Genomic DNA, 13,088 nt, shown 5'->3' with positions numbered 1-13,088 from the left:
GGGGCCGCCACCGGGTTCAACGCTGGCGCAATTTTTGCAAAGCGTGACAGACCGGGGTTTTTTTGTGTTACAAAAAAATAGCGTACTTGTTATTTTAAAGTGGCGTATTTTAAGTATCTATAAAAGTGCGCTTTACGCTTGTGTACACAGAGTAGCTCTGGGTAGTAGCGAACATCCAGTACAGCTGTAAACAATGAGGGGTGCTATGAACGGCTTAATGAAACTCGATCGCATCGATATCAATATTCTGGTGCAACTACAAAAAGATGGCCGTATCAGCAACGTTAATCTCGCCGATGCAGTAGGACTTTCCCCGAGTCCTTGCCTGCAACGGGTTAAACGGCTTGAGCAGGCCGGTTTTATTACCGGCTATGAAGCACACGTCAATCTCACCAAAATTACCGACTCGGTCACCGTGTTTACCGAAGTGACGCTGAACGGACACCGGCGCGAAGACTTTATGAAGTTTGAAGCCGCCATGCGTGACGTTGACGAACTCATGGAATGTCATTTAATTACCGGGGGTTACGATTACCTGTTGCGCTTTATTACCCGCAGCATTGAGCATTATCAGGATGTGATTGAGAAGATGCTGGATGCGCAAATTGGCATCGATAAGTACTTCAGCTATATCGTGATTAAATCACCCGTGATGAAAAGCAGTGTGCCGTTACGCTCATTGATCAGTAAACATAACCCGATGGAGTTCGGCGTGTAATTTTCGGCCCGGCGCGCAGAAGCCTGGCAAGCCCATCCTCTGCGCGCCTTGCCACCCGTACTCAGGATCAGAGCAGTTTAATACTGATTCGCGTAGCGGAGCTGACAGGCTGAGCCTGATAGCCCTCGACAATAATGCGACCAAAGTGGGCTGTATTTGAGCCCGCTTCAATCAACGGAATCAGCGTGCCTGCTTTGGGGTGATAACCCTTCACAAACTTCACTAACAGCGTACCGCCTGCGACCAATGGCCCCTTCACGTTGAGACGACCTCCGCCCTGACCATCGATATCCAGTTCAAGAGTTGCCTGAGGCTGCGCCGAATATTGTTTAACGCGCACCGGGCTGGCTGCGGCAATACGCACGCTGCCGGCGTTGCCCACATAAACTTCACCCACGCCCAGGGCGCTGGCTGAACCGGCCTCCAGCACGCCACCTTCAATTTCAGTGCCGCCGCTGTAGCGATTCGCACCCAGTAGCCGCAGCGTACCTGAACCCTGTAAGGTCAGTTTCCCCTGGCCGCCAATCGCATTCCGCCAGCTGTCGGCCTGATTAAAACCGCCTTTCTCAGCATCCATCATCACCTGCACATTCCCGGTAAACTGACCATATCCGTCGGCAGCCGCCACGATATTCAGACGTCCCCAACCTTCGGCATCATCCAGGATCGGATAGCCCGATGACAGTTCAGTGGTTTTTAAAACCACGCGGCGCTGCATGGCACTCAGATAGGGAAAACGGGTTTCCAGCAGAATCTCGGCACCTTTGGGCACCACCGGTGGACGATGGCGGGACGCGATGGGAGCAAAGCCAAACGTCATGCGCCGAAGGGCACTGGCACGGTTAAGGGTAGGATCGGCGAAGCGGTCGGCACTGAGCGGCGCGGCGTGAGCGTATTGCAGGAAGGTGCTGGGTTGTGTACCGGTGCGTTGCCATAATGCCTGATGCGCCTGTTTATACGCGCGTTGTGCATCTTCATGATATGCCGTCAGATTCGCGGTGGTAACGGCCAGCGCGAACATGCGTCCGCCCATAACATCCAACGGCGAATGCATCCCGGCGACGATCCGGCTTTCGCCCAACTCCATCCCGCGGCTGACCATCTCCTGGTAGCGCTCCGGCACCAGCCACGCCATGGTCAGGGCATCTCTGACCGCCTCCGCTGTGTGTCCGCTGATAAATCCGCCATCGGTAGCGGGCGTAGGGCTTTCTGCGGGCACAAGGGCAGGCACCACCGCCACCTCTGAACGCCAGCGGTAGGGACGGGCGTATTTATAGAAACGTTTTGCCGGTTCCGTAGAGGCGTTGTTACCCATTTCATTGAGAAAATCCACCACCTCACCGAAGTCGCGATTGCCGTCATGGCTGCCCGTGCCGGTATTGTTTCCCTTGTCGTTATACAGCACCGTCGTGGCATCCGCGGGAATCTGCGTGATGGTGGTGACCTGCTGAGCGGCACTGCGCCATGCCGCGGTCAGCGGACCCAGGCCGTCCGTGACGCTATAGCCTTTGGCTCGACGATCGTCAAAGTAGGCCGCCTCGGCCTGGGCTGCCGTTCGCTGGTGGGTCGCCGTAACCACATACTGAACATTCGCCGCCAGTACCTGATGATTAAGTATCATGCCGCAGACGGGGGCCTTACCGGGCAGGCCAGTGCAATCAGAGGGCGTAATCGCCGCAAAACCATCACGAGCCGGTGCCGAAATCCCCGCATCCACCTTGAGCGTACGCGGACGCCACAGGGCCAGAAAGCCGGACACCACGCGCACGCCGGCATTTGTCTCCAGCGTGGCAAAGCGCGCATCCCCGCGTTGGTTGGTGGCGATGCTGTCAACAAAAGCCGGCACCTTTGCCGCAGGCGCGCTATCGGTAAATCCGGGGTCGGCGGGCGGTGCATGCAGCGCGGCCGAAGTCCGTGCGCTGCTCACAACAGGCGCCGCAATCATGCCTGAAAAAAGCGCCAGAAAAGTGCCAAAACGGATAACAGCAGACATGATAAAAGCCTTCGACAAGAATAATGGGCGACTATTGTGGGCGCCGGGCGTGAAGGGCGCATGACAACGCAGTGACATTCTGATGTGCTTTTCGCTTTCCAGATGAGATTCAAAAGTTTCCCATTTATCGTGCATCACCGCCCCATCAGCGTGCCAGAAACCGCCGCACCGCAACGGGTAAGGTGCCGCGTCTTATCATAAGTATTCGATCTTGTATCCCAGCCCGTATCCAGACGGACATCCGCGCGTGCCAACGCGGGAGGGACGATTCCTGGCATGCTTCATGCACTTCTTATCGGGTTAACAATGCCGGTAAGACAACATGCGTGGAAAAGGGTTAACAGCCCGGTAAGGCGGCAGTACATCACCACGCAATGCAATGACAGTCGCCAGCGCGACGGCACCTGTGCCGCCATAAAGATGGCGAGTACAGGATGAAAGTCAGTGCCCCAGCGCGCCTGTCCGTGGATTCACCTTAACCAGGAATTTTTGCCATGAAAAAACAGGCTTCCCCAACGTTAGAGCAGGAGTTTGAGCACGAACCCGTGCCGCTGTCGCATCGCCATCCGACCCGCTCGGTTTCTGCGGTCTGGTTTGGTTTCCCCATGATCCTCACCAATGCGCTGTTTGGCGGCATCATTACCTGGCACCTTGGCTTTTGGCCTGCGTTGCTGGCGATTGTGATGGGTAATCTGGTGCTGTTTGTCTATGTCGGCGCACTAAGCTGGTTTGCGGGCAATACCGGGATGAATTTTGCCCTGCAGGCGAAAAGGACCTTCGGCAGCAAAGGCTATATCCTCGTGTCCGGCTTTCTGTCGACCGTGGTTATCGGCTGGTACGCCTTCCAGACGGGATTGACCGGGACGGTGATTCATCAGACCTTTGGCTGGAATGCCCTGTCGGTGACGGCATTTGCCATGGTGCTGTTTACGGCCGTGACCTTTCTGGGCGTGCGTGCCCTGTCCGTGCTGGGCATGATTGCTGCGCCAATGTTTGTGATTTTAGGGTTTGTCGCGCTGTATTTCGTCGGGCAGACACATGATTTTTCCAGCATGTTTCACTGGAAGGGCAGCCCCACGGTGGCGGGAGCCATGAGCATGGGCACGGCGGTCACCATGGTGGTGGCGGGGTTTGCCGATTCCGGCACCATGACTGCCGATTTCACCCGCTGGTCGAAGAGTGGCCGTGCTGCGGTCATCGCCGCCTTTTCCGCGTTCCCGGTCGCAAACCTGATCGCCTATCTGTTTGGCGTGATTATTGTCTCGGTCGGCGCGGCGGTGGACCCGCTGACCAACGGCGGCAATTTCCTGCCTATGTTGATGGGGCATGGTGAGATTTTAACCGTGGTGGCTTTCCTGTTTGTGTTCATCAATCTTGGCTCGGTGTGTACGCACTGTCTTTATAACGGTGCGGTAGGCTTCAGCCATCTTTTTAACAGCAAGATGCGCCGCTGGACGCTGATTCTCGGTGCCATCGGCGGCCTGCTGGCGCTGGCGGGCGTTTGGACCTATTTCCTGGCATGGCTGAGCCTGCTGGGCGTGGTGGTGCCGCCGTTTGGTGCGGTCATGATTGTTGATCTGATTTTTATGGCGAAGCTGAGTGAACAGCGCCCGGCGCAACGGTTTCATGGTGCCGCTTTTGCGGCCTGGGCGCTGGGAAGCCTGTGCGCGGTCATCGCGCATCTGGCCTTTCCCCAGTTTGGCGAAGCGGTCATCGGCCTGGTGACGGCGGCACTGAGCTATACCCTGATTATCAAATTACGTTCCCCGACGCCGCGAATGGAGAAGAAAAATGCCTGAGTACAGTGTGAATTCCACCCCCTATGCCTGGCCGTTTGATGGCCATTTTAGTGCCGCTGATACGGCGCTACTCGTCATCGATATGCAGATCGATTTTTGTGGCGCGGGCGGCTACGTTGACACCATGGGCTACGATATTGGCCTTACGCGCGCGCCTGTCGAACCGCTTAAGGTGTTGCTGGCCCGCATGCGTGCGCTGCATTTTCCCGTCATTCACACCCGGGAAGGGCATCGCCCGGATCTCAGCGATCTGCCTGCCAATAAACGCTGGCGGTCGGGCAGGATGAATGCAGAAATTGGCAGCCCAGGACCGTGCGGTCGTATCCTGGTGCGCGGTGAGCCGGGCTGGGAGATTATCCCGGAACTGGCACCGCTGCCGGGCGAAGTGATCATCGATAAGCCCGGTAAAGGCTCTTTCTATGCAACAGACCTTGAGCTGGTGTTACGCAGTCGCGGCATCCGCAACTTGATTATTACCGGTATTACAACGGATGTGTGTGTGCATACCACCTTGCGTGAGGCCAACGATCGCGGGTATGAGTGCCTGGTCTTATCCGACTGCTGTGCCGCCACTGAGCGACATCATCATGAAGCCGCCCTGAGCATGATTCATATGCAGGGCGGTATCTTTGGCGCGGTCGCCACCTCGGCGGCACTGCTGGATAGCCTGGGCCAGCCCTGAAGGACCCGCCTGCCAGCCTGTTGCCCTGTACGCGACAGGCTGGCGCGAATTCATGTTTACGTCACCGTCTCGTCACCTCGCTGTCATCTGATCCCGTCAGTCTGTTTCCATCCCGCAGCACCTTCGCTGCGAAATCCCTCTACTGATGTGAGGATTTAATTGTGATGGAGTTATCCAGACATCCGACCACTGTGTATCAGGCTGTCGCAGCGCAACTGGAGCAGGCTGTTCAGGAACGCTACCGCAGTGGTGACTATTTACCCTCCGAGCAGCAACTGGCCGATCACTATGCGGTAAACCGCCATACGCTGCGTCGGGCGGTCGACGAGCTGGTCAATAAAGGCCTGCTGCAACGCCGCCACGGTGTTGGAATTTTGGTGTTGATGCGCCCCTACGACTATCCGCTGCATGCCCAGGCCCGCTTCAGCCAAAACCTGATGGAGCAGGGCAGCGATCCCACCAGTGAACGTCTGCTGGCGGTGCTGCGCCCGGCCAGTGCCGATGTGGCCGCGGCACTTGGGGTGAGCGAAGGCAATGACGTGATCCACCTGCGTACTCTGCGCCGTGTAAATGGTCTGCCGGTCTGTCTGATCAATCACTTTCTTGCCGATCTCAGCTGGTGGCCGCAGCTGCAACGCTTCAACAGCGGTTCACTCCATGACTTTCTGCAGCACCATACCGGCAAGCAGCTGGTGCGCAGCCAGACGCGTATCAGTACCCGCCGGGCGCAGGCAAAAGAGTGTAAACAGTTGGAAATCGCGCTGCATTCCCCGTTGTTGTGCGTGCGTACCCTGAATAAAACCACCGATGGCGCGATGGCGGAATACTCCGTCAGCCTGACCCGTGGCGACATGATCGAACTGACTCTGGAGCACTAATGAAACAGCAAACGGCCCGCCAGCACTGGCTTTCGGTGTTGGCTCACAGCAGCGCAGCCGAGCTTGACGCGCACTGGCAGCCGCTCAACCTCAAGCCTGAATTTACCCTGATCCGTCCGGCTGAAATTGGCCTGACGCGCCTGCAGGCCCGCATGGGCGCTACCGGCAAGCGTTTTGTGGTCGGCGATGCCACCGTGACGCGTGCAGTCGTGCGGCTTAACGATGGCACCCTGGGTTACAGCTACCTGCTCGGGCGGGATAAAGCCCATGCCGAACGTTGTGCCCTGATGGATGCCCTGTTGCAGCAGACAGAAACCGGTGAACTGCTGCAGGAAAAAATTATTACCCCGCTGGCGGCCTCACGTGAAGAGCAGCGTCAGCTGCGCGCACGTGAAATTGCCAGCAGCAAAGTGGACTTCTTTACGCTGGTACGCGGAGACAATGAATGACTTTACTGGCAAGTTTTAATCATCCGGTTGCGGATGCGCAGCACGCCTTTCGCCGCATTCTGAAAGCCATGAGCGAGCCGGGCGTGATGGTTTCCCTACCGCTGCAACAGGGCTGGGGCGCACTTTCGCCTGCCGCCACCGCCGTGCTGCTGACGTTGGTCGATCAGGAAAGCCCGCTATGGCTGGACCCGCAGGTGGATAATCAACAGCTGCGCGACAACCTGCGTTTTCATACCGGCGCTCCTGTTACCGACAGCAACGATGCGGCCTTTGCATTAAGCCACGCCGATGCCCAACCCAATCCAGGCGACTTCGCCGCAGGTGACAACCTGGCACCGGAAAAAAGCACCACGCTGATTATTGAAGTGCCCTCGCTAAACGGTGGCCTGGCGCTGCGGTTGTCGGGACCTGGGCTGCGTGAAGCCCGCGCCATTGCGCCACAGCTGCCAGAAAGCGTGCTCGAATACCTGCGCGCCCGGCCCCATCCGTTTCCTCAGGGCGTTGACCTGATTTTCACCTGTGGCGAAGCGATGATGGCGGTGCCACGCACAACAAATGTTGAGGTGTGCTCATGTACGTAGCGGTGAAAGGGGGCGAAAAAGCCATTGCGAATGCCCACCATCTGCAGGCCGACTTGCGCCGGGGCGATCGCGCCGTAGCGGAGCTCTCCTGCGATCAGATTGCACAGCAGCTTGGGCTGGCGGTGGATCGCGTGATGACGGAAGGCGGGATTTACGATCCCTTGCTGGCGGCGTTGGCGATTAAACAGGCCAGCGGTGACCTGGTAGAGGCGATTTTCCTGCTGCGTGCTTATCGCACGACCTTACCGCGTCTGGCACAAAGCACGCCGTTAGCCACCAGCAGCATGCGGATTGAGCGGCGTATCTCGGCTGTGTATAAGGACTTACCCGGCGGTCAGGTTTTAGGCCCGACCTACGACTACAGCCACCGCCTGCTGGATTTTACCCTGATGGCTAACGGGGAAACGCCGCTTCCGCCGCGAAGCGAGCAGGCACTGCCTGAGCACTGTCCGCATATGTTCAGCATGATGAGCGACGAAGGCTTAGCACAGAGTGAAAGCGACGACGACAGCGAACCGACGGATATCACCCGCGAGCCAATGGGGTTTCCCGCTTCGCGCGCCGCGCGGCTGCAACAGTTGGTACGCGGTGATGAAGGCTTTTTGCTCTCTCTGGGCTACTCCACCCAGCGTGGCTATGGGCGAACCCATCCCTTTGCCGGTGAAATCCGCACCGGCTATGTCAGCGTCAGCGTTTGCCCGGAAGAGCTGGGATTTGAACTGGAAATTGGCGAAATGCTGCTGACCGAGTGTGAAATGGTCAACGGATTTACCCACGACGGTGAAAGCGCGCCGCACTTCACGCGCGGCTATGGCCTGGTATTTGGTCGGGCAGAGCGAAAAGCCATGTCCATGGCGCTGGTGGATCGCGCGTTACAGACCCGCGAGCACAATGAACGTATCACCAGTCCGGCTCAGGATGAGGAGTTTGTGCTGTCCCATGCGGATAACGTCGAAGCCGCGGGATTTGTTTCCCACTTAAAACTGCCGCACTACGTCGATTTCCAGGCCGAACTGGAACTGCTGAAACGTCTGCGCCAGGACTATCAGGAGCAGCAAAATGGCTGAGCTCAGCGGCTATAACAACGGTTACCTCGACGAACAAACCAAACGCACGATTCGCCGTGCCATCTTAAAAGCCGTCGCGATTCCGGGCTATCAGGTGCCGTTTGCCGGACGTGAAATGCCCATGCCTTACGGCTGGGGCACGGGCGGGATTCAAATCACCGCCAGCGTGATTGGTGATAAAGATGTGCTGAAAGTCATCGACCAGGGCGCAGACGATACCACCAACGCCGTTTCTATTCGCCGTTTCTTCCAACGGGTCAGTGGGGCCGCCACCACCGAACGCACGGTCGATGCTACCCTGATCCAGACGCGCCACCGTATTCCCGAAACGCCGCTGGAGGAAGATCAGATTCTGATTTTCCAGGTGCCGATTCCTGAGCCGCTGCGTTTTATTGAGCCGCGCGAAACGGAAACCCGCACCATGCATGCGCTGGAAGAGTACGGCATCATGCAGGTCAAACTGTATGAAGATATCGCCCGCTTCGGTCATATCGCCACCACCTATGCCTATCCGGTGAAGGTCAACGATCGCTATGTGATGGACCCGTCGCCGATTCCCAAATTTGATAACCCGAAAATGCACATGATGCCGGCGCTGCAGCTGTTTGGTGCCGGACGCGAGAAGCGCATCTATGCCTTGCCGCCCTATACCAAAGTCGAAAGCCTCGACTTCGACGATCATCCCTTCACCGTGCAGCAGTGGGACGAACCCTGTGCGCTGTGCGGATCGCGTCACAGCTACCTGGATGAGGTGGTGATGGACGATCAGGGAACGCGAATGTTTGTGTGCTCAGATACCGATTTTTGCCACCAGCAGCAGGAACAACAACATGCACAGTGAACAACCGCTGCTCGCGGTCAATAACCTCACCCACCTTTATGCACCGGGAAAAGGCTTCGAGGAGGTCAGCTTTGATCTCTATCCGGGCGAGGTGCTGGGGATTGTGGGGGAGTCGGGTTCCGGCAAAACCACCTTGCTGCGCAGCCTGTCTGCCCGGCTGGTGCCGCAGGCGGGCGAGATTCATTACCTGCAGCGCGATCTCTATCAGATGAGTGAAAGCGACCGTCGCCGGTTACTGCGTACCGAATGGGGCGTGGTACACCAGCATCCGCTGGAAGGATTACGTCCTCAGGTCACGGCGGGCGGCAATATCGGTGAGCGTCTGATGGCTGTCGGCCACCGTCACTATGGTGATATCCGCGCAGAAGCCAGCCACTGGCTACAGGCGGTAGAAATCGCGGCTAACCGTATCGATGATCTTCCCACCACCTTCTCCGGGGGCATGCAGCAGCGTCTGCAAATCGCCCGCAATTTAGTGACCCAGCCGAAACTGGTGTTTATGGATGAACCGACAGGCGGGCTGGACGTCTCGGTGCAGGCGCGGCTGCTGGACCTGCTGCGTACCCTGGTACGTGAACTGAATCTGGCGGTGATCATCGTGACGCACGATCTGGGCGTGGCGCGCCTGCTGGCTCATCGGCTGCTGGTCATGAAGCAGGGCCGGGTGGTGGAAAGTGGGTTAACCGACCGCGTACTGGATGATCCGCATCATCCTTATACACAACTGCTGGTTTCATCGGTGCTTAACTAAATGGCGACAGCGACAATGAAGACGCAACTGCGCGTGGAAAATTTGTGCAAAACCTTTGTCCTGCACAATCAGAACGGTGCGGCACTGCCGGTATTGCAGGATGCCAGCCTCGATGTCAGTGAGGGGGAATGCGTGGTACTGCATGGGCATTCTGGCAGCGGTAAATCCACGCTGCTGCGTGCCCTGTATGGCAACTATCAGGCCAACAGCGGCAGTATTTGGGTACAGCATCAGGGCGAATGGGTGGATATGGCGCAGGCGCCAGCCCGTCAGATTATCGCGATTCGCCGCGATACCATCGGCTGGGTCAGTCAGTTTCTGCGCGTTATTCCCCGCGTACCAACGCTGGAAATCGTCATGCAGCCCTTGCTGGAGCGCGGCGCTGAACGCGGCTTCTGTGAAGCGCGCGCCAAAGACCTGCTGACCCGGCTTAACGTACCGGAACGTCTCTGGGCCCTTGCGCCCTCGACCTTCTCCGGTGGTGAGCAGCAACGCGTCAATATCGCCCGTGGTTTTATTGCCGATTATCCGGTGCTGCTGTTGGATGAACCGACGGCGTCGCTCGACAGCGTTAACAGCGCGGCGGTGGTAAGCCTGATCGAACAGGCGCGTGAGCGCGGTGCGGCGATTGTGGGGATTTTTCATGATGAAGCGGTGCGGGAACGTGTGGCGGACCGCCTGCACGTGATGCAGCCCTTCACGACAGGGGCAGAAGCATGATCATCAATAATGTAAAGCTGGTGCTGGAAAATGAAGTCGTAGCGGGATCGCTGGAGTTTCGTGAAGACCGTATTACCAACTTTAGCGAAACGACCAGCCAGCTTGCCAGCGCGCTGGATGGCGAAGGCGCGTATCTGTTGCCCGGCCTGGTGGAGCTGCACACGGACAACCTGGATAAGTTTTTCACCCCGCGTCCTAAAGTCGACTGGCCGGCACACTCGGCCATGAGCAGCCATGACGCGCTGATGGTGGCCAGCGGCATCACCACGGTGCTGGATGCTATCGGCGTGGGCGATGTGCGCGATGGCGGTCACCGTCTGGACAACCTCAGCAAAATGATTGGGGCTATTCGCGACAGTAATCGCAAGGGGCTAAACCGCGCCGAGCATTTATTACATCTGCGCTGCGAGCTGCCGCACCACACAACGCTGCCGCTGTTTGAGGCGCTGATCTCGTCACCGGAGCTGTCGCTGGTGTCGTTGATGGACCATTCACCGGGACAGCGCCAGTACGCATCGCTGGAAAAGTATCGCGAGTACTATCAGGGAAAATATCAGCTTAATGATGAGCAGATGGATGAGTTTGAGCGCGATCAGCTGGCGCTGGCCAAAGCCTGGTCACAGCCTAACCGTCTGGCGATTGCCGCGCTGTGCCGTGAGCATGGCATCGCCATTGCCAGTCACGATGACGCCACCGAAGCGCACGTGGAAGAGTCGCACGGCGTGGGCAGCGCGATAGCCGAGTTTCCCACTACGCTGGAGGCGGCGAAGGCGTCCCGCTACCGCAATATGCAGGTGTTGATGGGCGCGCCGAATATCGTGCGGGGCGGCTCACACTCCGGCAACGTTGCCGCCTGGGAGCTGGCGTCCCACGGGATGCTGGATATCCTGTCATCGGACTATTATCCCGGCAGCCTGCTGGATGCGGCGTTCCGCCTGGCGGCAGATGAGCGTAACACGCTGTCTCTGCCGCAAACTATTGCGCTGGTGACCTGTAATCCGGCCCGGGCGCTGGGGCTGGAAGATCGTGGCGTAATTACTGAAGGCTGCCGCGCCGATCTGGTGCTGGCGCATACCCAACATGGTCATCCCCATATTCGCCATGTGTGGAGTAAAGGTCGGCAGGTGTACTGATGGCCCGGTTTATCTGGCTAACAGGTCCCTCCGGCTCAGGGAAAGACAGCCTGCTGGACCTGCTGCGCGAGGCACCGCCTGATGGCCTGCTGATTGCGCACCGCTACATTACGCGCCCCCACGATGTGGGGGGAGAAAACCATGTTGCCCTGACGGAAGCGGAGTTTATTCGGCGCGAGGCGCTGGGTTTATTTGCCGTTAGCTGGCAGGCCCACGGTTTTCGCTACGGCATCGGGCGTGAAATTGATAGCTGGCTTGAATGCGGGCAAAACGTGCTGGTAAACGGGTCCCGGCAGCATCTGGAACAGGTGCGCGCGCGTTACGGCACGCAGCTGTTACCCTTGTGCATTGAGGTTTCGCCGTCGGTGCTGGCCGCGCGCTTACGGCAGCGCGGACGCGAAAATGAAGAGGCGATCGCCCAACGGCTGGCTCGCGCTGCGCAGCATCAACCAGAGGGCTGTTTACGGCTGAATAACGATGGCGCGCTGGCGGATACCGTACAACAGTTACGCCAGCTGCTGGCGCTGTCGCCATGAAACTGACCTTTCTCGGTACTGGCGGCGTGACGGGGGCACCGGTGTTCGGTTGTGACTGTCACGCCTGTTTACGCGCCCGCCAGCAGCCACGTTATAAACGTGCGCCCTGTAGCGCCCTGATTGAAGCCGGTCAGGCGCGTATTTTACTGGACGCGGGCTTGCCCCTGCTGGCCGAACGTTTCCAGCCGGGTGACATTAACCGGATTTTGCTGACTCACTATCATATGGATCACGTGCAGGGATTATTCACCCTGCGCTGGGGCGAAGGCAACGCCATTCCCGTCTGGGGGCCGCCGGATGAGAAGGGCTGTGACGATCTGTTCAAACATCCCGGACTGCTGGATTTCCGTCCATCCCTGACCCCTTTTGTGGCGGAGTCGTTCGGTGCGTTGCGGGTGACGGCACTGCCGCTGCAGCACTCCCGGCTGACGCACGGCTATCTGTTTGACTGGTATGGATCGCGTCTGGCCTGGCTGTGCGATACCTGCGGTCTGCCGCCCGATACAGCGGATTTTCTGCGCGGACAGACGCTGGATCACCTGGTGGTGGACTGTAACGATCCGCCCGGACAGGGTGGGCGCAATCATAACGATCTCACCGCAGCGCTGAAAATCATCGATGAACTGAAACCCCATCAGGCCTGGCTGATTCATTTGAGTCATCACATGGATAACTGGCTGGCAGAGCACGCCTTGCCTGCTCAGGTGCGCGCGGCTTACGACGGTTTGTCGTTGTCTCTCGGTGCCGATTTGCCTGTCACAGTTTAATCATCTAACCGTAATACAGCCTTCATCCCCCATGTTCTTAATATAGCGGTCTCTCGTCAGATTCCTGCGGCGTGAGCAACAGACGCAAGATAATGACGCACGCCAACCAGCACCGACCAGCGATATAACGTCAACTCTGGATTCGGGGGGCGGGCGTACAGAACGTAAACTGT

The 13,088-nt window shown here is 58.1% G+C and carries 14 protein-coding genes; 13 read left to right on the top strand and 1 reads right to left on the bottom strand.

The features are described 5' to 3' along the window. Positions 1-205: 205 nt before the first annotated feature. Positions 206-718 carry an Lrp/AsnC family transcriptional regulator gene (locus FBY13_RS10405; protein WP_096010760.1) on the top strand — a complete coding sequence of 171 codons (513 nt, stop codon included), beginning with the start codon at positions 206-208 and terminating at the stop codon, positions 716-718. Positions 719-785: 67 nt separating this feature from the next. Here FBY13_RS10405 and FBY13_RS10400 read toward each other — a convergent pair whose 3' ends face one another. Next, a complete protein-coding gene (locus FBY13_RS10400) occupies positions 786-2,711 on the bottom strand; it encodes a phosphatase PAP2 family protein (protein ID WP_145394099.1) in 1,926 nt (641 codons plus the stop codon). 494 nt (positions 2,712-3,205) lie between these two features. On the opposite strand from FBY13_RS10400, the gene FBY13_RS10395 reads away from it, so the two are divergent. The 12 genes from FBY13_RS10395 (at position 3,206) to phnP (ending at position 12,915) form a co-directional block, all read left to right on the top strand. Then, positions 3,206-4,510 carry a cytosine permease gene (locus tag FBY13_RS10395; RefSeq protein ID WP_145394098.1) on the top strand — a complete coding sequence of 435 codons (1,305 nt, stop codon included), beginning with the start codon at positions 3,206-3,208 and terminating at the stop codon, positions 4,508-4,510. Then, a complete protein-coding gene (locus tag FBY13_RS10390; RefSeq protein WP_063880092.1) occupies positions 4,503-5,192 on the top strand; it encodes a cysteine hydrolase family protein in 690 nt (229 codons plus the stop codon). Before FBY13_RS10395 ends, FBY13_RS10390 begins: the two co-directional genes overlap by 8 nt. Before the next feature lie 164 nt (positions 5,193-5,356). After that, a complete protein-coding gene (gene phnF, locus FBY13_RS10385; RefSeq protein WP_063880091.1) occupies positions 5,357-6,070 on the top strand; it encodes a phosphonate metabolism transcriptional regulator PhnF in 714 nt (237 codons plus the stop codon). After that, a complete protein-coding gene (gene phnG, locus FBY13_RS10380) occupies positions 6,070-6,519 on the top strand; it encodes a phosphonate C-P lyase system protein PhnG (protein WP_063880090.1) in 450 nt (149 codons plus the stop codon). Before phnF ends, phnG begins: the two co-directional genes overlap by 1 nt. Further along, positions 6,516-7,100 carry a phosphonate C-P lyase system protein PhnH gene (gene phnH, locus FBY13_RS10375; protein ID WP_096010757.1) on the top strand — a complete coding sequence of 195 codons (585 nt, stop codon included), beginning with the start codon at positions 6,516-6,518 and terminating at the stop codon, positions 7,098-7,100. The genes phnG and phnH overlap by 4 nt, the downstream gene beginning before the upstream one ends. Beyond that, entirely contained in the window at positions 7,091-8,167 is a 1,077-nt protein-coding gene (locus tag FBY13_RS10370) for a carbon-phosphorus lyase complex subunit PhnI (RefSeq protein ID WP_145394097.1), read from the top strand. The genes phnH and FBY13_RS10370 overlap by 10 nt, the downstream gene beginning before the upstream one ends. Beyond that, positions 8,160-9,008: an alpha-D-ribose 1-methylphosphonate 5-phosphate C-P-lyase PhnJ gene (locus tag FBY13_RS10365; protein WP_013026274.1), complete on the top strand. Its 849-nt coding sequence runs from the start codon at positions 8,160-8,162 to the stop codon at positions 9,006-9,008. Before FBY13_RS10370 ends, FBY13_RS10365 begins: the two co-directional genes overlap by 8 nt. Further along, on the top strand, positions 8,998-9,759 hold the full coding sequence (gene phnK, locus FBY13_RS10360) for a phosphonate C-P lyase system protein PhnK (RefSeq protein WP_063880087.1): 762 nt from the start codon (positions 8,998-9,000) through the stop codon (positions 9,757-9,759). Before FBY13_RS10365 ends, phnK begins: the two co-directional genes overlap by 11 nt. Beyond that, positions 9,760-10,479, top strand: a complete 720-nt coding sequence (phnL, locus tag FBY13_RS10355; protein ID WP_063880086.1) for a phosphonate C-P lyase system protein PhnL — start codon at positions 9,760-9,762, stop codon at positions 10,477-10,479. Then, positions 10,476-11,612: an alpha-D-ribose 1-methylphosphonate 5-triphosphate diphosphatase gene (phnM, locus tag FBY13_RS10350; protein ID WP_109717298.1), complete on the top strand. Its 1,137-nt coding sequence runs from the start codon at positions 10,476-10,478 to the stop codon at positions 11,610-11,612. The genes phnL and phnM overlap by 4 nt, the downstream gene beginning before the upstream one ends. Beyond that, entirely contained in the window at positions 11,612-12,148 is a 537-nt protein-coding gene (phnN, locus tag FBY13_RS10345) for a ribose 1,5-bisphosphokinase (RefSeq protein WP_145394096.1), read from the top strand. Before phnM ends, phnN begins: the two co-directional genes overlap by 1 nt. Then, on the top strand, positions 12,145-12,915 hold the full coding sequence (gene phnP / locus FBY13_RS10340; protein WP_063880083.1) for a phosphonate metabolism protein PhnP: 771 nt from the start codon (positions 12,145-12,147) through the stop codon (positions 12,913-12,915). Before phnN ends, phnP begins: the two co-directional genes overlap by 4 nt. Positions 12,916-13,088 lie beyond the last annotated feature (173 nt).

The sequence above is a fragment of the Pantoea sp. SJZ147 genome (assembly GCF_007828605.1).
Taxonomy (GTDB): Bacteria; Pseudomonadota; Gammaproteobacteria; order Enterobacterales; family Enterobacteriaceae; genus Pantoea; species Pantoea allii.
This window is presented reverse-complemented; position numbering and strand designations above follow the sequence as displayed.